This window comes from Bartonella sp. DB5-6 (genome assembly GCF_000278115.1).
Classification (GTDB): domain Bacteria; phylum Pseudomonadota; class Alphaproteobacteria; order Rhizobiales; family Rhizobiaceae; genus Bartonella; species Bartonella refiksaydamii.
In genome coordinates this window covers 79,850-101,948 of sequence record NZ_JH725116.1, presented here as the reverse complement: position 1 = coordinate 101,948, position 22,099 = coordinate 79,850, and the positions used below count along the sequence as shown (strand labels likewise).

30 protein-coding genes are annotated in these 22,099 nt (G+C 40.6%); 5 read left to right on the top strand and 25 right to left on the bottom strand.

The window, feature by feature from the left end; translation table 11 throughout:
• Positions 1–49 precede the first annotated feature (49 nt).
• The 22 genes from rplR to rpsL form a co-directional block, all read right to left on the bottom strand.
• Positions 50–412 (bottom strand): 50S ribosomal protein L18, encoded by a 363-nt coding sequence (gene rplR / locus MCO_RS03150; RefSeq protein WP_007552559.1) that lies wholly within the window; start codon positions 410–412, stop codon positions 50–52.
• Between the two features lie 12 nt (positions 413–424).
• A complete protein-coding gene (gene rplF, locus MCO_RS03145; protein ID WP_007552558.1) occupies positions 425–958 on the bottom strand; it encodes a 50S ribosomal protein L6 in 534 nt (177 codons plus the stop codon).
• A gap of 37 nt (positions 959–995) precedes the next feature.
• On the bottom strand, positions 996–1,394 hold the full coding sequence (gene rpsH, locus MCO_RS03140) for a 30S ribosomal protein S8 (RefSeq protein ID WP_007552557.1): 399 nt from the start codon (positions 1,392–1,394) through the stop codon (positions 996–998).
• A 14-nt stretch (positions 1,395–1,408) separates the two neighbouring features.
• A complete protein-coding gene (rpsN, locus tag MCO_RS03135; protein ID WP_007552555.1) occupies positions 1,409–1,714 on the bottom strand; it encodes a 30S ribosomal protein S14 in 306 nt (101 codons plus the stop codon).
• A 24-nt stretch (positions 1,715–1,738) separates the two neighbouring features.
• Positions 1,739–2,296, bottom strand: coding sequence for a 50S ribosomal protein L5 (gene rplE, locus MCO_RS03130; RefSeq protein WP_007552553.1), 558 nt, complete (start codon positions 2,294–2,296; stop codon positions 1,739–1,741).
• Entirely contained in the window at positions 2,289–2,603 is a 315-nt protein-coding gene (rplX, locus tag MCO_RS03125; RefSeq protein WP_007552552.1) for a 50S ribosomal protein L24, read from the bottom strand. Before rplX ends, rplE begins: the two co-directional genes overlap by 8 nt.
• A 12-nt stretch (positions 2,604–2,615) precedes the next feature.
• Positions 2,616–2,984 carry a 50S ribosomal protein L14 gene (gene rplN / locus MCO_RS03120; protein WP_004855715.1) on the bottom strand — a complete coding sequence of 123 codons (369 nt, stop codon included), beginning with the start codon at positions 2,982–2,984 and terminating at the stop codon, positions 2,616–2,618.
• A 146-nt stretch (positions 2,985–3,130) separates the two neighbouring features.
• Positions 3,131–3,370, bottom strand: a complete 240-nt coding sequence (rpsQ, locus tag MCO_RS03115) for a 30S ribosomal protein S17 (protein WP_007552551.1) — start codon at positions 3,368–3,370, stop codon at positions 3,131–3,133.
• A gap of 11 nt (positions 3,371–3,381) precedes the next feature.
• Positions 3,382–3,582 carry a 50S ribosomal protein L29 gene (gene rpmC, locus MCO_RS03110; RefSeq protein ID WP_007552550.1) on the bottom strand — a complete coding sequence of 67 codons (201 nt, stop codon included), beginning with the start codon at positions 3,580–3,582 and terminating at the stop codon, positions 3,382–3,384.
• Positions 3,583–3,594: 12 nt separating this feature from the next.
• Positions 3,595–4,008 (bottom strand): 50S ribosomal protein L16, encoded by a 414-nt coding sequence (rplP, locus tag MCO_RS03105; protein WP_007552549.1) that lies wholly within the window; start codon positions 4,006–4,008, stop codon positions 3,595–3,597.
• Between the two features lie 36 nt (positions 4,009–4,044).
• Positions 4,045–4,755, bottom strand: a complete 711-nt coding sequence (rpsC, locus tag MCO_RS03100; protein ID WP_007552548.1) for a 30S ribosomal protein S3 — start codon at positions 4,753–4,755, stop codon at positions 4,045–4,047.
• Positions 4,755–5,144 (bottom strand): 50S ribosomal protein L22, encoded by a 390-nt coding sequence (gene rplV, locus MCO_RS03095; protein ID WP_007552547.1) that lies wholly within the window; start codon positions 5,142–5,144, stop codon positions 4,755–4,757. Before rplV ends, rpsC begins: the two co-directional genes overlap by 1 nt.
• A gap of 2 nt (positions 5,145–5,146) precedes the next feature.
• The gene (gene rpsS, locus MCO_RS03090) at positions 5,147–5,425 is read right to left on the bottom strand and encodes a 30S ribosomal protein S19 (protein ID WP_007552546.1); all 279 of its coding nucleotides are present in this window, start codon (positions 5,423–5,425) and stop codon (positions 5,147–5,149) included.
• Positions 5,426–5,440: 15 nt separating this feature from the next.
• Positions 5,441–6,274: a 50S ribosomal protein L2 gene (gene rplB, locus MCO_RS03085; protein ID WP_007552544.1), complete on the bottom strand. Its 834-nt coding sequence runs from the start codon at positions 6,272–6,274 to the stop codon at positions 5,441–5,443.
• A 22-nt stretch (positions 6,275–6,296) separates the two neighbouring features.
• The gene (locus MCO_RS03080) at positions 6,297–6,590 is read right to left on the bottom strand and encodes a 50S ribosomal protein L23 (RefSeq protein WP_007552543.1); all 294 of its coding nucleotides are present in this window, start codon (positions 6,588–6,590) and stop codon (positions 6,297–6,299) included.
• Entirely contained in the window at positions 6,587–7,207 is a 621-nt protein-coding gene (gene rplD / locus MCO_RS03075; RefSeq protein WP_007552542.1) for a 50S ribosomal protein L4, read from the bottom strand. The genes MCO_RS03080 and rplD overlap by 4 nt, the downstream gene beginning before the upstream one ends.
• Positions 7,207–7,947: a 50S ribosomal protein L3 gene (gene rplC / locus MCO_RS03070; protein WP_007552541.1), complete on the bottom strand. Its 741-nt coding sequence runs from the start codon at positions 7,945–7,947 to the stop codon at positions 7,207–7,209. The genes rplD and rplC overlap by 1 nt, the downstream gene beginning before the upstream one ends.
• 27 nt (positions 7,948–7,974) lie before the next feature.
• Positions 7,975–8,283, bottom strand: a complete 309-nt coding sequence (rpsJ, locus tag MCO_RS03065) for a 30S ribosomal protein S10 (RefSeq protein WP_004855744.1) — start codon at positions 8,281–8,283, stop codon at positions 7,975–7,977.
• Between the two features lie 65 nt (positions 8,284–8,348).
• Positions 8,349–9,524 carry an elongation factor Tu gene (gene tuf, locus MCO_RS03060; protein WP_007551991.1) on the bottom strand — a complete coding sequence of 392 codons (1,176 nt, stop codon included), beginning with the start codon at positions 9,522–9,524 and terminating at the stop codon, positions 8,349–8,351.
• 63 nt (positions 9,525–9,587) lie between these two features.
• Positions 9,588–11,672 carry an elongation factor G gene (gene fusA / locus MCO_RS03055; protein ID WP_007552540.1) on the bottom strand — a complete coding sequence of 695 codons (2,085 nt, stop codon included), beginning with the start codon at positions 11,670–11,672 and terminating at the stop codon, positions 9,588–9,590.
• A gap of 27 nt (positions 11,673–11,699) precedes the next feature.
• Positions 11,700–12,170, bottom strand: a complete 471-nt coding sequence (rpsG, locus tag MCO_RS03050; protein WP_007552539.1) for a 30S ribosomal protein S7 — start codon at positions 12,168–12,170, stop codon at positions 11,700–11,702.
• 18 nt (positions 12,171–12,188) lie between these two features.
• Positions 12,189–12,560: a 30S ribosomal protein S12 gene (gene rpsL, locus MCO_RS03045; RefSeq protein WP_004859227.1), complete on the bottom strand. Its 372-nt coding sequence runs from the start codon at positions 12,558–12,560 to the stop codon at positions 12,189–12,191.
• Between the two features lie 513 nt (positions 12,561–13,073).
• On the opposite strand from rpsL, the gene xth reads away from it, so the two are divergent.
• From xth to MCO_RS03020, 5 genes are all read left to right on the top strand, one after another.
• The gene (gene xth / locus MCO_RS03040; protein WP_007552537.1) at positions 13,074–13,856 is read left to right on the top strand and encodes an exodeoxyribonuclease III; all 783 of its coding nucleotides are present in this window, start codon (positions 13,074–13,076) and stop codon (positions 13,854–13,856) included.
• 134 nt (positions 13,857–13,990) lie between these two features.
• A complete protein-coding gene (locus MCO_RS03035) occupies positions 13,991–14,896 on the top strand; it encodes a transporter substrate-binding domain-containing protein (RefSeq protein WP_007552536.1) in 906 nt (301 codons plus the stop codon).
• 146 nt (positions 14,897–15,042) lie between these two features.
• Positions 15,043–15,795, top strand: coding sequence for an amino acid ABC transporter permease (locus MCO_RS03030; RefSeq protein WP_007552535.1), 753 nt, complete (start codon positions 15,043–15,045; stop codon positions 15,793–15,795).
• 2 nt (positions 15,796–15,797) lie between these two features.
• The gene (locus MCO_RS03025; RefSeq protein ID WP_007552534.1) at positions 15,798–16,514 is read left to right on the top strand and encodes an amino acid ABC transporter permease; all 717 of its coding nucleotides are present in this window, start codon (positions 15,798–15,800) and stop codon (positions 16,512–16,514) included.
• A gap of 11 nt (positions 16,515–16,525) precedes the next feature.
• Positions 16,526–17,272 carry an amino acid ABC transporter ATP-binding protein gene (locus MCO_RS03020; RefSeq protein ID WP_007552533.1) on the top strand — a complete coding sequence of 249 codons (747 nt, stop codon included), beginning with the start codon at positions 16,526–16,528 and terminating at the stop codon, positions 17,270–17,272.
• A gap of 84 nt (positions 17,273–17,356) precedes the next feature.
• Here MCO_RS03020 and MCO_RS03015 read toward each other — a convergent pair whose 3' ends face one another.
• From MCO_RS03015 to MCO_RS03005, 3 genes are all read right to left on the bottom strand, one after another.
• Positions 17,357–18,148, bottom strand: coding sequence for a tetratricopeptide repeat protein (locus MCO_RS03015; protein WP_007552531.1), 792 nt, complete (start codon positions 18,146–18,148; stop codon positions 17,357–17,359).
• Between the two features lie 330 nt (positions 18,149–18,478).
• Positions 18,479–21,202 (bottom strand): valine--tRNA ligase, encoded by a 2,724-nt coding sequence (locus tag MCO_RS03010; protein ID WP_040298765.1) that lies wholly within the window; start codon positions 21,200–21,202, stop codon positions 18,479–18,481.
• A gap of 143 nt (positions 21,203–21,345) precedes the next feature.
• Positions 21,346–21,912, bottom strand: a complete 567-nt coding sequence (locus MCO_RS03005) for a DUF2497 domain-containing protein (protein WP_007552529.1) — start codon at positions 21,910–21,912, stop codon at positions 21,346–21,348.
• Positions 21,913–22,099: the final 187 nt, after the last annotated feature.

The window sequence follows — 22,099 nt, the reverse complement described above, 5'->3', positions numbered from 1 at the left end:
ACACGAAACACCCTAAAATCCCCTAACTAAAATTTCTAAATAAAATACTTTAGAAGCTCAAACCACCTTCACGAGCAGCCTCAGCCAAAGCCTTTACTCTACCATGGTACACGTATGCTCCACGATCAAAAACCACCTCATTAACACCAGCCTGTTTTGCACGCTCAGCAATTAACTTACCAACAGCAAAAGCTGCCTCTTTATTAGCACCACTTTTTAAAGATTTCTTTAAATCACCTTCAAGGGTAGATGCTGAAACAAGCGTATACCCCCGCAAATCATCAATAATTTGAGCATAGATGTTCTGATTTGAACGATAAACACTAAGCCGCGGACGATTACTAGAAAACATCTTGATTCTACGACGAACACGTCGTGCGCGACGCTGGATAATGTTCTTAGATGAAACCATAATACAAAATCCTTATTTCTTTTTACCTTCTTTACGAAAGATACGCTCATCTGCATGCTTAACGCCCTTACCTTTGTAAGGCTCAGGCCTACGATATTCGCGAATTTCTGCTGCAACTTGTCCAACTCGCTGCTTATCAATTCCAGAAATAACAATTTCTGTAGGTTTGGGAACTGTTATAGTAACACCCGATGGCACTTTATAAATCACATCGTGCGAAAAACCTAACGACAGCTGAACATCTTTGCCCTGCAAAGCAGCACGATAACCAACTCCGTTAATTTCCAATCTTTTTTCAAAGCCATCTTTCACACCACAAAAAATATTTTCAATCATTGAACGCGACATCCCCCATTTTGAGCGTGCATCTTTTGACTGATCTCGTGGTGAAACTGATATAAAATTTTCCTCAAGTTTTACCAAAACTTCATCATTAACAACGTAACTCAACTCACCTTTCGGACCTTTGGCTTTAACCAGTTGACCTTCAACCGTTGCAGTAACCTCAGAAGGAATTGAGATGGGCTTTTTTCCAATACGAGACATTATTCTAACCTACTTTTTTCTGTTTTCTTTACATAACTTAGAAAACACGACAAAGGAGCTCTCCACCAACATTCTGCTCACGTGCCTCATGATCTGCCATAACTCCCTTAGGAGTTGATAAAATAGAAATACCAAGACCATTTGCCACTTGAGGAAGTGACTTAGCAGAAACATATACACGACGACCAGGCTTCGAAACACGTGAAATCTCACGAATAGCAGCTAACCCTTCAAAATATTTTAACTCGATTTCAATTTCAGATTTTCCATCACCACAATCAACTTGATTATATCCGCGAATATAACCTTCAGACTGAAGAACATCAAGAACGCGAGCACGAAGCTTAGAAGCAGGCGTAACCACTTTTCCTTTTTTACGACCAAGCGCATTACGAATACGCGTTAACATATCACCAAGAGGATCCGACATAGACATTGAGTAATCTCCTCTCACCAACTAGACTTAACGATGCCAGGAATATGCCCTACAGAACCAAGTTCACGCAATGCAATCCGAGACATTTTCAATTTACGATAATAAGCCCGAGGACGCCCTGAAACCTCACAGCGATTACGAACCCGAACTTTTGCAGAATTGCGTGGTAACCCTGCCAATTGAACAGACGCTTTAAAGCGCTCCTCAAGAGAAACCTTCTGATCCATAACTACCGCTTTCAAGCGGGCACGACGCGCGGCATAACGCTTTACCATCACCTCACGACGCTTATTTTTCTCAACGGCACTTACTTTAGCCATAATCTTACCTCGCTACATTTGCCGTTACGAACGAAAAGGAAAATTAAAAGCACGCAACAATTCACGCGCCTCATCATCCGTTTTTGCTGTCGTACAAACGATAATATCCATGCCCCAAATTTGATCAACTTTGTCATAATTGATTTCTGGAAACACAATGTGCTCTTTAATACCCATAGCAAAATTGCCACGACCATCAAAACTTTTGGAATTCAAACCACGAAAGTCACGAACCCGCGGAAGCGCAACCGTAACAAGACGATCCAAAAACTCAAACATACGATCTTTACGCAACGTAACTTTAGCCCCAAGCGGCATTCCTTCACGAACCTTAAAGGTCGCAATAGAATTACGCGCGCGGGTTACAACAGCTTTCTGACCTGTTATTAACCCTAAATCCTCAGCAGCAACAGATGGTTTCTTAGAATCGGCAGTTGCTTCACCAACCCCCATATTAATCACAATCTTATCAACCCGCGGAATTTGCATTGCATTCTTATAATTAAACTTCTCTTGAAGAGCTTTACGAACAACTTCAAAATAATGCACCTTCATGCGCGGCGTTTGTTTTTCCTCAGCCATTAATCAACTCTCCCGAACGCTTGGCAAAACGAACCTTACCACCATCTGCATTCACACGAAAACCTACACGCGTAGGCTTACCATCTTTAGGATCAGCAATCGCCAAATTAGATAGATGAATCGGAGCTTCCTTAGAAATGATTCCAGCCTCTTGCTTTTGCGTTTGGCGTTGATGACGTTTAATCATATTAACCCCACGAACAAAAGCTTTGCTCTCCTTCGGATTCACCTTAATTACTTCACCACTACACCCCTTATCTTTACCGGATAAAACTACAACTTTATCGCCTTTTCGAATTTTTTGCATACCACCCACTCCTTACAACACTTCAGGAGCGAGCGAGATGATCTTCATATGATTCCGACCACGAAGCTCGCGGGGAACTGGTCCGAAGATACGTGTACCGATCGGCTCTTTCTTATTATCCACTAAAACGGCAGCATTGCTATCAAAACGAATAACACTACCATCTGCGCGACGAATATCCTTAGCAGTACGAACTACTACAGCTTTCATCACATCACCCTTTTTAACACGACCACGAGGAATAGCATCCTTGACCGAAACAACAATAATGTCACCGACCGAAGCATATTTTCGCTTTGAACCGCCTAACACCTTGATGCACATGACACGACGGGCACCAGAATTATCGGCAACGTCGAGGTTTGTTTGCATCTGAATCATGACTGGCCACCTTCTCTTAATAGTTATACCCGGTTATGTCTCTTAACACATCCAGATTTGCCTGCCAAATAACGACAAAAAATCATCCCTAAATCTACCAACGGAAATAAAACCACTGTTAAATTTCAAAACAACAAATTAATTAACTACGCTACACTGCCTTTAACGACAGTCCAACGCTTATCTTTCGAAATTGGTCTAGATTCCTGAATAGAAACCTGATCACCAACTTTGAACTGGTTACTCTCATCATGCGCTTTATACTTTTTAGACTGCCGAACAGTCTTTTTGAGAAGTGGATGAGAATAACGACGCTCCACTTTAACAACAACAGTCTTATCGTTCTTATCACTAACGACAACACCTTGCAAAATGCGTTTAGGCATCACTTATTTCCTTAAGCCTTACTTTCGTTTATCTTCTGGCGAAGAAAAGTTTTAACACGCGCAATGTCACGACGAACTTGCCTAACACGTGCAGTCTTTTCCAATTGGCCTGTTGCTCTTTGAAAGCGCAAATTAAATTGCTCTTTCTTTAACTTAGCCAACTCATCTTTCATCTGGTCGAGCGTTTGCGCCCGTAATTTTGTGGCTCTCATCGCTTAACCTCTTTATTCAGCAATACGCTGGATGAAACGTGTCTTTATAGGCAACTTAGCAGCACCCAATCTTAGTGCTTCACGTGCTACATCTTCAGGAACCCCATCAAGCTCAAACATGACACGTCCAGGTGCAACACGAGTCGCCCAATAATCTACACTTCCCTTACCCTTACCCATACGAACTTCAGTCGGCTTAGATGTAACCGGAAGATCCGGAAAAATACGAATCCACACGCGACCAGAACGTTTCATATAACGTGTAATCGCACGACGTGCCGCTTCAATTTGGCGGGCAGTAACCCGCTCTGGCTCAACAGCCTTCAAACCGTAAGCACCGAAATTCAAATCCGTACCACCCTTCGAAACACCGTGAATACGGCCCTTGAACTGTTTACGGAACTTTGTGCGCTTTGGCTGCAACATTGCTCTCTACTCCAAATTCTAGTTCAATCACAAAAACTAAGCATTTTCGCGGCGACGATTCGATGAGGAACCAGAATGATCAGCCTCTGTAGCACGACGCTCTGAAGCCATCGGATCATGCTCAAGAATTTCACCCTTAAAAACCCAAACCTTAACACCACAAATACCATAAGCGGTCTTAGCCTCTGCTGTACCGTAATCAACATCAGAACGCAAGGTATGAAGCGGAACACGACCTTCACGATACCACTCCATACGAGCAATTTCCGCCCCACCAAGACGACCAGAACAATTTATACGAATTCCTTCCGCTCCAAGACGCATAGCTGATTGAACCGCACGCTTCATTGCACGCCGAAAAGCAACACGACGTTCTAATTGCTGAGCAATCGATTGCGCTATAATAGTAGCATCAATTTCCGGTTTACGAATTTCCACAATATTCAGTGAAGTCTCAGCACTTGTCATCTCCGAAAGCTTACGACGAAGCTTTTCGATATCAGCTCCCTTTTTACCAATAATTAAACCAGGACGCGCCGAATGAATCGTTACACGACATTTCTTATGAGGACGTTCAATAACAACCTTAGAAATAGCTGCTTGCTTCAGCTCTTCAAGAACATATAAACGAATCCTTAAATCCTCATGAAGAAGACGCCCATATTCACCACTATCAGCATACCAACGGGAATCCCAAGTCCGGTTAACTCCGAGACGAAGTCCTATTGGATTGATCTTCTGACCCATTATGCGGCCTCCACTTTTTCGGTAACTTCACGAACAATAATAGTAAGATGCGAAAACGGACGCTCAATCCGACTAGCACGTCCACGACCGCGAACATGGAAACGCTTCATCACTATCGACTTACCAACATAAGCTTCTGCAACAACAAGCGAATCGATATCAAGATCGTGGTTATTTTCTGCATTTGCAATCGCTGATTCAAGAGTTTTTTTCACAGTCCCAGCAATACGTTTATGTGAAAACGTCAAATCAGCTAACGCCATATTCACTCTTTTACCACGAATCATCGCAGCAACCAAATTAAGTTTCTGCGGACTAACACGAATTGTCCGTGTGACAGCTTTCGCCTCATTGTCCTTAAGCTGGCGCGGAATCTTAGCTTTTCCCATTACTACTTCCTCTTCGCTTTCTTGTCTGCACCATGCCCATAATAAGTCCGAGTGGGAGAAAACTCACCAAACTTATGTCCAACCATCTCTTCAGAAACAGAAACAGGAATATGCTTATTTCCGTTGTAAACACCAAAAGTTAAACCAACAAATTGTGGTAAAATAGTAGAGCGACGACTCCATATTTTAATAACTTCATTACGCCCACTTGCACGTACCTTCTCTGCTTTTCCAAGAAGATAGCCGTCGACAAACGGACCCTTCCAAACTGAACGAACCACTTCAGACTACCTTTCTCATTTCTTGCGCTGATGACGCGTACGCATAATAAACTTATCAGTGGCTTTATTGGAGCGCGTACGCTTACCTTTCGTAGGCTTACCCCAAGGAGACACTGGATGACGCCCCCCTGATGTACGCCCCTCACCACCACCATGTGGATGATCAACAGGATTCATAGCAACACCACGAACATGTGGACGCTTACCACGCCAACGTGATCGCCCTGCCTTACCATCATTAATATTCCCATGATCCGGATTTGAAACAGCACCAACAGTTGCAAAACAGCTACCAGACACCAAACGTTGCTCTCCAGAATTAAGACGAAGAATAGCCATTCCTTGATCTCGTCCAACCAACTGCGCATAAGTGCCAGCTGAACGCGCAATCTGTCCACCCTTTCCAGGTTTCATTTCAACATTATGAATAATTGTACCCACCGGCATATTACCAAGCGGCATAGCATTACCTGGCTTAACATCAACATTAGAACCAGCTATAATAGCATCACCCACACCAAGACGCTGTGGTGCGAGAATATAACTCAACTGTCCATCCTCATAACGAATTAATGCAATAAAAGCAGTACGATTTGGATCATATTCTAGACGCTCAACTTTTGCAGAAACATTACGTTTAAGACGCTTAAAGTCAACAAATCGATAACTGCGTTTATGACCACCACCCTGAAAACGAGCAGTAACGCGACCACGATTATTACGCCCACCTTTTGATGACAAGCCCTCAGTCAGAGTTTTTATAGACCTACCCTTATAAAGACAAGAACGATCTACAATAACAAGCTGACGTTGCCCAGGTGTAGTTGGATTAAAGTGCTTAAGTGCCATTATTCTTTATCTCCGAACCTCTTTAAAGACCTGTCGAAACGTCGATAGACTGCCCACTAGCCAACGTTACGATCGCTTTCTTAACATTATTCTGCCGACCAACAATGCCTTTAAAACGCTTCACTTTACCTTTACGGATTATCGTGTTAACTGCTTTAACTTTAACGCTAAAAAGCGCCTCAACAGCAGCCTTAATTTCGGGCTTCGTCGCTTTCGGCGCGACATCAAAAGCAACTTGATTATATTCAGAAATCATAGTCGACTTTTCAGTAATAACCGGACTAACAATTACATCATAATGGCGAAGATCTGTCATCTAAAACGCTCCTCAAGAAACTCTACAGCTTCTTTTGACAAAACAAGTTTGCTGCGACGCAAAATATCATAAACATTAATTCCTTGAATTGGTAGAATATCAATATTAGGGATATTAGATGCTGCACGAGAAAAATTAATATCAATCTCTTTACCACCAATCAAAAGAGCATTATCAAACCCAAGCTTCGAAAAATGAGAAACAAGCATTTTAGTTTTAGCATCCTTAACGCTCAGCGCCTCAACAACAATCAAATCCTTTGCCTTTAATTTTGCTGATAACGCAAGTCGCAATCCAAGTGCACGAACTTTCTTAGGAAGATCATGCGCATGACTACGGGCCACCGGACCATGTGCCTTACCACCACCCCGAAACTGCGGAGCACGAGCAGAAGAGTGCCGTGCACGTCCAGTTCCTTTTTGTTTAAACATCTTTGCCCCTGTTCGAGACACATCAGAGCGTCCCTGTGACTGGTGGGTTCCCTGCTGATGACGTGCAAGTTGCCAACGAACAACACGTTGTAAAATATCCTTACGCGGAATAAGACCAAAGACAGCTTCAGAAACTTTCAACTTACCAGTCTCATTACCATCAAGCGTTTTAATTACAAGATCCATTATTCGGCTCCCTCAACTTCAGAGATTTCCATTGCCGGAGCAACCACTTCCGTCTTCTCATTAACAAAACGACGAATACCCGCAGGCTTCGGCGCATTATCAGGAAGAGGTCTCTTTACGGCATCTCGCACTAAAATCCAAGAGCCTTTGGAACCAGAAACAGCACCACGCACCAAAATTAAACCACGTTCAACATCTGTGGAAACAACCTCAATATTCTGTGTTGTTACACGGACCTGCCCCATATGACCAGCCATTTTTTTACCTTTAAAAACTTTACCTGGATCTTGACACTGTCCTGTTGAACCATGAGCACGGTGTGTGATAGAATTACCATGAGAAGCACGATGTCCACCAAAATTATGCCGTTTCATAACACCAGCAAAACCTTTACCGATACTCGTACCTGTTACATCGACTTTTTGCCCTGGAACAAAATGTTCTACTGTAATTTCAGTACCGATATCAAGGAGATTATCGGGACTCACACGAAATTCTGCTATTTTAGCTTTTGGCTCAACAGAAGCCTTAGCAAAATGCCCACGAAGAGCTTGCGATGTATTCTTAACCTTAGCAAAGCCTACACCTAACTGAACAGCAGTATAACCATTCTTTTCAACTGTACGCTGAGCAACAACTTGACAATTCTCTAAACGAAGTACTGTTACCGGCACATGCTCACCAGCTTCATTATAAATACGGGTCATGCCCAGCTTCTGTGCTATTACACCTGAACGCATCGGGTCTGTTCCTTCTGTCCTCAAACCTCAGAGCTTAATCTCTACATCCACACCAGCAGAAAGATCGAGCTTCATAAGCGCATCCACTGTTTGTGGTGTTGGATCAACAATATCAAGAAGACGCTTATGTGTACGCATTTCAAACTGCTCACGACTCTTCTTATCGATGTGCGGCCCGCGATTGACCGTAAACTTCTCAATTCGCGTTGGAAGCGGAATAGGACCACGGACATTTGCACCAGTACGTTTAGCGGTCGACACAATTTCACGCGTCGACGCATCAAGAATTCTGTGGTCAAACGCTTTCAAGCGAATGCGGATATTCTGACTGTTCATGCTCTTTTATTTCCTTGCCACATAACGCGCCTTTAACAATTAAAGACACCCTTAGTAACTATTATTTATTCAATGATCTTAGAAACGATTCCTGCACCGACAGTACGACCACCTTCACGAATAGCAAAACGAAGCTTCTCTTCCATGGCAATTGGAACAATCAAAGAAACATCCATCGCAACATTATCACCAGGCATAACCATCTCTGTTCCTTCTGGAAGCGTAACAATCCCCGTAACATCCGTTGTACGGAAATAAAATTGAGGACGATAATTCGTGAAAAATGGAGTATGACGTCCACCTTCATCTTTCGTCAAAATATAAGCTTCTGCTTTAAAGCGCGTATGAGGCGTAACTGAACCAGGCTTCGCCAGAACTTGTCCACGCTCAATCCCTTCACGATCAACCCCGCGAAGCAATGCGCCAATATTGTCACCAGCTTGTCCTTGATCTAAAAGCTTGCGGAACATTTCAACACCTGTAACCGTCGTCTTAGATGTCGGACGAATACCTATAATCTCAATTTCCTCACCAACTTTAATGACACCACGCTCAACACGACCAGTAACAACCGTACCACGTCCCGAAATCGAAAAAACATCTTCAATCGGCATCAAAAATGGCTGATCAACTGGACGCTCAGGTGTTGGTATATAATTATCAACTTCACTCATCAGAAGACGAACCGCATCTTCACCAATGCTTTTATCTTTATCTTCAAGAGCTGCCAGCGCTGAACCTTTAACGACTGGTATATCATCCCCTGGAAAATCATATTTTGACAAAAGCTCACGTACTTCAAGCTCAACAAGCTCCAAAAGTTCAGCATCATCAACCTGATCAACCTTATTGAGAAAAACAACAATCGCTGGGACACCAACCTGACGTGCGAGCAAAATATGTTCACGCGTTTGAGGCATCGGACCATCAGCAGCAGAAACAACCAAAATTGCTCCATCCATCTGTGCCGCTCCCGTGATCATATTTTTTACATAATCTGCATGACCAGGGCAATCAACATGCGCATAGTGTCGTTTCTCTGTTTCATATTCAACATGCGCCGTAGAAATGGTAATTCCACGTGCACGCTCTTCTGGTGCCGCATCAATTTGGTCATACGCTTTAAATTCACCAAAATATTTCGTAATTGCTGCTGTTAACGAGGTCTTCCCATGATCAACGTGACCAATCGTTCCAATGTTAACATGCGGCTTCGTACGTTCAAATTTGCTCTTTGCCATTTGAGCTCTCCATTTTCCGTCCAAATCAAGGACTAAGTTAAAAATTAATTACACAACCAAAAATCACGCGTATTTCTTTTGAATCTCCAAAGCAACAGCCGAAGGGACAGGCTCGTAATGATCAAACTGCATTGTATACTGTGCACGTCCCTGACTCATCGAACGAAGAGTATTCACATAACCAAACATATTTGCCAAAGGAACCATCGCATTCACAACTGTAGCAATACCACGCGCTTCAGTTCCCGAAATCTGACCACGACGAGAATTCAAATCACCAATAACATCACCAACATAATCTTCCGGAGTTACAACTTCTACCTTCATGATCGGCTCAAGAAGCTGCGCACCAGCCTTCTTTGCCCCATCACGAAAAGCTGCACGAGCTGCAATTTCAAAAGCTAAAACAGAAGAATCAACGTCGTGATAACCTCCATCAATTAAAGTAGCTTTTACACCAAGCATAGGGAAGCCTGCAAGAGGTCCAGACCCCATAACGCTCTCAATTCCTTTTTGAACACCAGGAATATATTCTTTGGGAACAGCACCCCCAACAACTTTTGACTCAAAAATAAAATCATCACCATCATGAGGTTCAAAAACAATTTTTACACGAGCAAACTGTCCTGCACCACCAGATTGTTTCTTATGTGTATAATCAATTTCTGCCGTTTTGGTAATCGATTCACGATAAGCAACCTGGGGCTGCCCAATATTTGCCTCAACCTTAAACTCACGCCTCATACGATCAACAATAATATCAAGATGCAGCTCACCCATTCCAGCTATAATAGTTTGCCCTGATTCCTCATCAGACTTTACACGGAATGAAGGATCCTCAGCAGCCAAACGATTAAGCGCTATACCCATTTTTTCTTGATCTGCTTTCGTTTTTGGCTCAATTGCAATTTCAATAACAGGCTCTGGGAAATCCATCCGCTCCAAAATAATAGGCTTTAAAGGATCACAAAGAGTATCACCGGTTGTCGTCTCTTTCAGCCCCGCGAGAGCAACAATATCACCAGCAAACGCCTCCTCAATGTCCTCACGAGAATTTGAATGCATTTGAAGCATACGTCCCAAGCGCTCTCTTTTTCTCTTAACAGTATTTTCGAGGGAAACACCTTTTTGAACCTTACCAGAATAAATACGACAAAAAGTTAATGATCCAACAAAAGGATCATTCATAATTTTAAAAGCAAGCATAGAAAGCGGAGCATCATCTGAAGATTCACGTGTTGCTTCAGACTCGGTCTTCACATCAACACCATTAATTGCAGGGACATCAATCGGAGAAGGAAGATAAGACACAACAGCATCCAAAAGCGGCTGAACACCTTTATTCTTAAAAGCCGTACCGCAAAGAACCGGATGGAACTGAACCTCTATTGTCCCTTTACGAATAAGAGCAACGAGCTGTTCATTGGTTGGCATAACACCTTCCAAATAAGCCTCGGTCGCAGCCTCATCAACTTCAACCGCCATCTCAATCAGCTTTTCGCGATATTCCTCCGCCGCCTCCTTCAAATCAGAAGGTATATCCCCCACTACAGCAGACGAACCGATAGAACCATCCCACTTCAACGCCTTCATCTCGACAAGATCAACGACACCCTCGAAATCATTTTCAGCACCAATTGGCAATTGTAAAACAAGCGCCTTAGCCCCCAACCGCGAACCAACCATTTCTACACTACGATAAAAATCAGCACCTATTTTATCCATTTTATTAACGAAGACCATGCGTGGCACACGATATTTCTCAGCCTGCCTCCAAACAGTTTCTGTCTGAGGCTCCACACCAGCATTTGCATCCAACAACGCTATTGCACCATCAAGAACACGTAAAGAGCGCTCAACTTCAATCGTAAAATCAACGTGCCCTGGCGTATCAATGATATTGAAGCGCCGCTTCCGACCATCACGCCCTTCCCAAAACGTTGTCGTTGCAGCAGACGTAATCGTAATACCGCGCTCCTGCTCCTGCTCCATCCAATCCATTGTAGAAGCGCCATCGTGGGTTTCACCGATTTTATGATTTTTGCCGGTATAAAATAAAATACGCTCAGTCATAGTGGTCTTACCAGCATCAATATGCGCCATAATACCAAAATTACGATAATCTTCAATTTTATATTCGCGAGCCATTGCACTTGCCTTAAATTTTTAACACGTCTACCAACGATAGTGAGAGAATGCACGATTAGCCTCAGCCATACGATGAACATCCTCACGCTTCTTGACCGCAGAACCACGATTATTTGCCGCATCCATCAACTCACCAGAAAGACGATCAATCATTGTCGTCTCATTTCGTCCACGTGCCGCCGAAATCAACCAACGTATAGCAAGAGCCTGACGTCTATCAGGACGAACATCAATCGGAACTTGATAAGTAGCACCACCAACACGACGCGAACGGACCTCAACATGAGGAGCAACATTTTCCAACGCTTGATGAAACAGGACCACTGGATCTGCCTTAATTTTCTTTTCCACAGCTTCAAGCGCACCATAGACAATACGCTCAGCAACTGACTTTTTACCATCAAACATAATGGCATTCATAAATTTTGTAACAACCAAATCACCAAATTTAGGATCTGGATTAATTTCACGCTTCTCTGCTCTATGGCGACGGGACATTGGCTTTGTCTCTCAATATTATTTTGGACGCTTTGCGCCATACTTAGAACGACGCTGTTTACGATTCTTGACACCCTGAGTATCAAGCAAACCACGAATAATGTGATAACGAACCCCTGGCAAATCTTTTACACGACCACCCCGAATCATAACAACAGAGTGCTCTTGAAGATTATGCCCCTCTCCAGGAATATAACCAATCACCTCAAATCCATTTGTCAAACGGACCTTAGCAACTTTACGAAGTGCAGAATTTGGCTTCTTCGGTGTCGTTGTATAGACACGAGTACAAACCCCACGCTTCTGTGGATTCGACTGAAGAGCAGGGACCTTATTGCGCTTAACTGGCGCTACACGCGGCTTGCGAATCAACTGGTTTACGGTAGGCATGTAACCTTCCTCTTTATTTGATCTACGTTCGTCTTGCCCACTTGGGCTTTATTCTATTTTTAATACTCCGACAGAACTCGAAGTAAATACTAAACTTACACACAAAATCGGGCATGCCGGCTATAAACAGCTCACCCGATCATAAGCAGAGAAGGCAATGGCCTTTTGCACTGACATTTGCTTTTAACTTTTAAAATAAACCTGCTTGAATAATCCTCTGAATACAAAAACAGGTATCACTCTTACATGTCCGTAGAACCCTTAATAGCGAGAACACATACATTCGTCAAGGACTAAACATCAGAAAGTTTTTTAAAAATGAAAAATAATCAACTTTCAATGCTTTAATCGAATTTCTACAAGAGTTCTTGATAAACTACATTACCATAGTAATATCTTCTATACAATAATTTTAAAGAGACATAACATATCATAAAGATATCAAAGGTATTTATTTATGAAACATTTTAACGTAGCAATTTAATAAATTGCACACAATTTAAGACAAGCATAATGAAAATAGTAACGTGGAATATTGCCGGAATAAAAGCACGACATGAAACATTATATCAATGGCTACAACACAATCAGCCGGATATCGTCTGTTTACAAGAAATTAAAAGTACCGATGAGAATTTTCCACGCGATGCAGTTGAAAGACTAGGTTATCACATAGAAACGCACGGACAAAAAAGTTTTAATGGTGTTGCGATTCTTTCTAAAAAAACACCTGATGAAGTGATCCGTCGATTACCTGGCAATGATAATGATGAACAAACACGTTACATTGAAGCCGTTTATTCAACAAATAAAGGCGTTGTTCGTATTGCATCTCTCTATCTGCCAAATGGAAACCCTATAAAAAGTGAAAAATACCCTTATAAAATGGAATGGATGGAAAGATTGTATGCACATGCAAAAAAATTGCTTGCTTATGAAGAACCCCTTATCCTAGCTGGTGATTATAACGTCATTCCTACTCCATTGGACGCAAAAAATCCTCAAGAATGGAGTAATGACGCTTTATTTACTCCACAAACAAGACAAGCATTCCAACGCATTGTTCATTTAGGTTTTTATGATGCTATTCGTAATGTAACAGATACCTCCTCATTCAGTTTCTGGGATTTTCAAGCCTCTGCATGGCTCAAAAATAACGGGATTCGTATTGATCATTTGCTCTTATCACCAGAAGCTATTGATCAACTTATTTGCGCTTATAGCCAAAAAGAAGTAAGGGGATATCAAAAACCATCAGACCATGTCCCCGTTTGGATCCACCTTAATCTCAGTTAATTAGAGTACAACACCCGATTTTATTGTGATAAAAAATATCCCATCTAAAATAATAAATGTGTTACACCATGCAAACAATATACCTTAAACAATAAAATCAATTACTAAGAATTTTAAATGAATGGAGGACATCAATGAGAAAATCACTGTTAATGTTTATTGCAGCAACTGCCATTGGGCTCACAAGTGTCGCACATGCTGGAAATGATACCCTTGAAAAAATAAAAAAAACAGGAGAGATTACGCTGGGTGTACGTGAATCATCAGGTCTAGCCTATGCCCTCGGCAATGACAAATATGTCGGTTTCCACACAGAAATGGCAGAGCGTATTATTGACGATATTTCAAAAAAAATTGGTAAGCCAATCAAAATTCATTATCTCCCTATCACATCACAAAATAGAATTCCTCTCTTGAAAAATAGTACCTATGATTTTGAATGTGGCTCAACAACAAATAATGTTGCCCGTAGTAAAGAAGCCGCTTTTGCTTATACTACTTATGTCGAAGAAGTTCGAATTGCCGTAAAGAAAAATTCTAACATTAAATCTCTTGATGATTTAAATGGGAAAAAAGTCGCAACCACTACCGGTACAACATCTGTTCAACTGATCCGCAAAAATAAACGTGCAAAAAACATTCAGTTTAAAGTTTTAAAGGGAAGAGATCACGGAGATAGTTTTTTATTATTAGAATCTGGTAAGGCAGACGCTTTTGTCATGGATGCCTCAATTCTTGCTGGACATATTGCTAAATCAAAAAATCCATCTGATTATATCATTCTTGATACTGTACTTTCAGTCGAACCTATCGCCTGTATGCTCAGATTAAATGACAAAAACTTCGAACAAGCAATCAACGATAGCATCTTGCGTCAAATCAAAGACGAATCACTTGAAAAGCTCTATGGCAAATGGTTTATGAAACCAACCCCGCCTGCAAGCACTATTGTCAACCTTCCCTTGTCAAATTCAACAAAATATGCTTGGGAACATCCAAATAATAAACCTCGGGAAGATTATACAGAGAATAATTTGTAGAGTTTAAAAAAGAATAACCACATTGTTTAGAAAATTGAGTGTGGTTATGTTTTAGTTTATTTCTTAATAAATTCAGCATATGTAAAAATATTGCTGATTTATTATTTTGTTTTGCAGATGACTAAATTTAGGAAATATTAAAATTTATGGACTTTTCTTTCCTTTGTACAGATGATCTTGACCAAACACTCGTAGCTGGATGTCTTGGAACTCCTGGTGTAAGTCATACCTACTTAGATACACTGCTTGATGGCTTAAAGAATACAGTTATATTATCGATCTCTTCACTAATCTTAGCGGTGCTTTTGGGTGTCATTATAGGGACAATGCGCACTCTACCGAATACTTCCATGATCCGCTGCGTATTACGTGCTATTGGAAGTATATGGGTGGAGATCATGCGTAACATTCCTTTGCTTGTACAAGTATTTTTATGGTATTTTGTTGTGCCTAAAATTTATCCACCAGCGATGAACTTTTCACCCATTCTCTTAATAACATGTGCCTTGGGGTTCTTTACATCCGCCCGCATAGCAGAACAGGTCCGCTCAGGCATTGAAGCGATTCCTTCTGGGCAGCGCCACGCAGCTATGGCAATGGGATTTACGACCTACCAAATTTATCGTTATATCATATTACCGCGTGCTATGCGTACAATCATGCCACCACTTACTTCAGAAGCAATGGGTATCGTGAAAAATTCATCTATAGCATTCGCCGTTTCAATAAATGAACTGATGCAATTCCAATACCAAACAATCGAAGAAGTAAGTCACGTTTATGAAAACTATCTCATAGTTACGATTCTTTATATCTTTATAGCCTTATTCGTATTTATTATTATGACAATAATTGAGCAAATGCTCAAAGTTCCTAATTTTCAAACAGAGGAACACTAAATATGATAAATTTTATAACCTCTCAGTTTGGATTTTCTACTCCTTTCAATTTTTCAGATTTTGATTTTTCATTTTTTACTTTTGATGTATTTTGTTCTTACATTTTATCAGGTTTGCTCTTTAGCATTTTTCTCACCCTTTTTGCCACTGTATTTGGACTTATTTTCGGTACACTCTTAGCAATGATGCGGCTTTCTTCTATAAAACTACTCTCTTGGCTTGCAGTAATTTATATAACTGCCATGCGTTCAATACCGCTTGTTATGGTTATCTTATGGTTTTTCGTGCTTTTACCTTTGCTAACTGGAACATCAATCGGTGCAAATAAATCAGCACTCATTACCTTTACCGCATTTGAAACCGCTTATTTTGCCGAGATTATGCGTGCCGGCATAAATTCCATTTCGCAAGGACAAAAACAGGCAGGGCAAGCTCTTGGAATGACATATTTGCAAAATATGTATGTTGTAATTCTACCTCAAGCTTTTAGAGATATGCTTCCAATCTTTTTAACACAAGTTATCATCCTCTTTCAGGACACAACGCTTGTTTATGCAATTAGTGGGAATAGTCTTTTGAATGGTTTTGATATTGTTGCTAACAATTTTGGTGTAAAACAAGAAGCTTATGTCTTGGCAGCCATTTTTTATTTTGTTATCTGTTTTACACTATCGCAAATAGTTTTGTATCTACAGAAAAAAATATCCATTATTCGCTAACAGGAAAAAAAATGTCTAATCATATGATCGAAATAAAAAATGTTTCCAATTGGTATGGCGAAATTAATGTTCTTAAAAACTGTACAGCCAATATTAATAAAGGGGAAGTTGTTGTGGTTTGTGGTCCATCAGGATCAGGAAAATCAACCTTTATTAAAACTATTAACGCCCTTGTCCCTTTTCAAAAAGGAGAAATTTGGATTAACGGAACACCAGTTCATTCAAAAAAAACAAATTTGCCTAAATTGCGCAGCCATGTAGGAATGGTATTTCAGCACTTCGAGCTTTTCCCACATTTATCTGTCACAGAAAATTTGACAATTGCACAAATCAAAGTCCTAAAGCGCACCAAAAAAGAAGCACTTGAACGCGGTTTATTATATCTTGAACGCGTTGGACTCATTGAACATAAAAATAAATACCCTGGTCAACTTTCTGGAGGTCAACAACAACGTGTTGCTATTGCTCGCGCCTTAACTATGGATCCACTCGTAATGCTTTTTGATGAACCGACATCTGCTCTAGATCCTGAAATGGTAGGTGAAGTACTCGATGTTATGATTAGCTTAGCTGAAGAGGGTATGACGATGATTTGTGTAACGCATGAAATGGGATTTGCGCAAAAAGTTTCTGAACGTGTTATTTTCATGGATCAAGGAAAAATCCTCGAAGACTGCTCTTCTAAAGAGTTTTTTTCTGATCCACAAGCCAGAACGCCTCGTACGCAGGATTTTTTATCTAAAATCCTTAGCCATTAACTATCAACCACATCTGTTGTAAGACCAAACATAAGAGATAAGGATTTAGTGTCGGAGAGGTCGCTAAATATTGCAATAAAATGTTCAAAAATTGTTGCTTTTTAAAATGTCACCAACCAGCGACATTGCTATACGCTTTTCAAATTCATCACAAATGGCAAAAGCGTGCTCTTGCATAGGACGAATCCAATCTCGATCTTTTATACTCGCCTTTTCATAAGCTACAGTTAGCAATGCTGTGCCGCGAACAACTTTTCCTGCCTGAAGCAGCATATTCCCAAGCATCGCTTGAGCAGGAGGATTTCCTTTTCTTGCAGAAAGCTGGAACCATCGTGCCGCCTGTACAAGGTTTTTTTCTCTTCCCTCTCCCTTTAAAAACATTTTTCCTAAATGGTACTGAGCTTTAGGATTTCCATAATTCACCGCAGCCTGCATATAAAGACGAACAGCATAAGAAGGATTAGGTTTCACCGGTGAGTGAGGGATACCTTTTTTTATATAACCTGCAAGTTTGACCAATGCATCAGAAATATAGCTTTCATCCTCTGAACCAAGAGCAGCACCTTTTTCAACAATATACGCAAAAAAATTGTACGCCTTATAATCATCTTCAGGGACACCATCACCCTCTGCATAGATATAACCAAGCTTCCAATACGCACCGATACTTCCCATATCAGCTGCACAACGTAACGCTGAAATTGCCTGATTTATTTGCCCATTTTTATAAGCAGACATACCACGTTTCAAAAAATAAAACGAATTACCAATAGCTTTCTGCTCACTATTTGCATCTAGTACACAAGAAAGTAAAAGAACTCCTCCTAAAGTAACAATAATCGAGACCTTTCTCCATATTTTAAGCCCGTTTCCCATCCAAACCTTCTCCCCTCATCTTCGTTTTAATCATTACATCTATCACAAATTCTTTGTATGGATTTGAACCCTTCTTAGTAAGATAAACAAATTACTGCGAATGCCTCATATTCTAGCAGAAAAACAAACAAAAGAAAATCTCTCCAAATATCTAACAAAAAAACTTTGACTTTTATAGATAACTAACTGATTTTTAATCACACAGCATCATTCTGTATTTTATATCAGATCTCTTTTGAGTTATAGCTCTTGATTATTTTAATATTCTTATTATCCTATCCAATAGGAAGGTGCATATAGTAAAAAGAAGTTTTGGAATAGAAAGCCCTATTACACCAATCTCGCTAAAGCAATAGATATTTTCTTTTGCCTAGCACGCAATTCTACGATTCTGTTACGTTCAACCTCAATAATTTCCGATCTTGCATTTTCTATAAACTTTTGATTGTTTAATTTAACTGATATTTTTTCAATATCTTGCTCAATTTTACTCATGTCTTTTATCAAACGAGCACGTTCAGCTTCCAGATCAATCAATTGCCCCAATGGTAAACAAAAAATTGCCTCTCCAAAAATCATTTGTGCTGAAACAGCTGGAACTTTATCAGAAAAATGTATTATCTCAATACGCGCTAACTTTTTAAGAAGAGTATCATAACGCTGCACACGCTCTCGCGTTAAATCCCCTGCCTCTACAATAACAAGGGGTGCGAGTGCCCCTGCTGGAATATTCATTTCAAAACGAACAGACCGAATCTCACAAACAACATCAATAAGCCAATTAATATCGGCAGCAGCCTCTTCATCTACAAACTCTCCCTCTGGCCATTGTATCAATGCGAGCATATCCTCACGTTTCATGTTTGGCGTTTCTGTAAGAGACCACAACTCCTCCGTTATATGAGGCATAAAAGGATGAAGAAGTTTATAAACCTCATCTAAAACCCAAGCAGTACAAGCTTGAGCTTCACTTTTAGCATCCTCATTTGAACCTTGAAAAACAGGTTTGAGAAGCTCCAAATACCAATCACAGAGTATGTTCCAAATGAAGCGATAAAGAGTACTAGCAGACTCGTTAAACTTATAATTTTCAATACCAGTAGTCACTAGAGATATAGTTTTAGATAACTCTGTTAAAATCCAACGATTAAGCGCAAGTTTTACTTTTTCTGGCCTAAAAGTCGGGTTATGCTTAACACCGTTCATCTGTGCAAATCGGGTAGCATTCCATAATTTTGTAGCAAAATTACGATAACCTGCAACACGGGAAGGATCAAGTTTTACATCACGCCCCTGTGCCGCCATAATAGCCAAAGTAAAACGCAATGCATCTGCACTATATTGATCAATGAGCTCTAATGGATCAATAATATTCCCCTTCGACTTTGACATTTTTGCCCCCTTCTGATCTCGAACGAGAGCGTGCACATAAACCGTTGGGAAAGGAACCTCACCCATAAAATGAAGCCCCATCATCATCATACGCGCAACCCAGAAAAAGATAATATCAAACCCCGTAACCGATAGAGATGTTGGATAAAAGGTAGCTAATTCAGTCGTTTTATTGGGCCAACCTAGCGTTGAAAAAGGCCAAAGAGCTGATGAAAACCACGTGTCTAAAACATCTTGATCACGGGTTAATTCAACCATTTCACCATAATGAGAGAGAGCTGAATCTAAAGCTTCTTCTTCACTTTTTTCAACAAAAACCGTACCATCAGGACCATACCAAGCCGGTATCTGATGCCCCCACCATAATTGGCGCGAAATACACCAAGGTTGAATATTTTGCATCCAATTGAAATAAGTTTTCTTCCAACTATCGGGAACAAATTGTGTTTTTCCTTGATGAACAGCTTCTATCGCTGGCTTAGCTAATTCTGCAGCGTGAACATACCATTGATCTGTCAAGAATGGTTCAATAGGTACTCCACTGCGATCTCCATGAGGAACAGTGTGTGGATGATCATCCACAGCTGCTAAATATCCTCCCTCTTCCATCAAAAAAACTATCTTATCGCGTGCAACAAAACGATCAGATTGATCGAGATTTTTTACCAATATTTCTAATTCACCTGATAAGATTAAACCATCAAAAAATGCTTCATTCTCACGTAGAAAAATCTCCGCTTTTTTTGTAAAAATATTGATCAAACGTAGATTGTTGCGTTGCCCTACTTCAAAATCATTAAAATCATGTGCTGGTGTAATTTTTACAGCACCACTTCCTTCATCAGGATCTGCATAAGCATCACCAACAATCAATAACCTACGACCAACAAGCGGCAAAATAGCATTTTGACCTATAAGATTTTTATAACGTTCATCTTCAGGATTAACCGCAATTCCCGTATCACCAAGCATTGTTTCTGGCCGTGTTGTCGCCACTGTTATAAAAGTTGTAGCATCATTTGGATTAAAAACTTTACCTTCAAGTGGATATCTAAAGTGCCACAAATGGCCTTTGACTTCTTTTTGCTCAACTTCAAGATCCGAAATAGCCGTTAACAATTTAGGATCCCAATTAACCAAACGCTTATCCCTATATATCAACCCTTGTTTATAAAGTGTGACAAAAACTTCACGAACCGCTTGAGACAAACCTTCATCCATTGTAAATCGCTCACGCGACCAATCACACGAAACACCAAGGCGACGCAGCTGGTTTGCAATAACACCCCCAGTTTTGTGACGCCATTCCCAAATACACTCAACAAATTTTTCTCTACCCATTTCTTGACGTGTAGGCTCTTGACGCTCGGCAAGTTGACGCTCGACAACCATCTGCGTAGCAATCCCCGCATGATCCATGCCAGGCTGCCATAACACATTCTTACCACGCATACGTTGAAATCTAACTACAATATCTTGAATTGTCGTATTGAGTGCGTGCCCCATATGAAGTGAACCCGTAACATTGGGGGGCGGAAGCATAACGCAAAAAGATTCTGCATCACTTTTTGAACCCGCCCCTGCTTTAAAAGCACCACGAGCCTCCCACCTCTTTGCAACCCGTTGCTCTATGGAAGCAGCATCACAGTTTTTTTCTAGCATTCCACCCATCCATAACGCCGCTGAAAAATGCAACATATGATCTAAAATCCGATCATATCCTTTGCAATCCTCACCTACTCATATTAAGCTTGCAAAACTGCAAACAAAATCCTTATAAAATAAAATGAAAAAATAACGAAGCGTTAAGACGACTTTTTAATTGCCTTAACAATCTCTTCATGTAGAATATTCTCAAGCAAAACAGGCAATTTAGACTGTAACCATTCTGCTATAGCTGGGCGCAAGACATCCTTTGCAATCTTCTCCGCAGAAGAAATACAATATTCGGACAACTCCACATGACCAGCAACCACGTTTTCCAAGTGTGATACACCAGCCTCATCACTATATTCTTTTGTTTTATGAACAGAACGCTGTTCTTCAGAAGAAAGCTTTATCTTTTGCATATCCACACCAACCGTATTATTTCCTTCTACCCTATTCTCTTTCTCCTGCGTTAAAGAAAAATCCTGATTTTCAGAAGAAAGACCAATACGATCGGCCAAAGCTTTCATTGCATCATCAACCGATAAAGTCGTATCATAAACATCTTCCGGTGCTACCGGCAAACGATCTGCAGACGCATTGGCTGCAACATCTTCATTTAAAAGGTGATTAGGTTGAACTGCATTTTCTTCGATTATTTCACGAATAGATGTCAAAATTTCATCCATACTTGGCTCACGTAATACGCTTGAACTCTGTACCATACTTTAAAACCTCTCAAAGACGCAATAACAAACAGAATCATACTTTCAGTGTAAGGAAAAGAATCATAAGATCAACATGCCTTCTTTTATATTTTCAAACATGCTATTATATTTTCAAACATAATTGTCACGAAGAGGACGCTATACACAACTTTCCTCATTTATTATAAAACAACATCCAATCGCT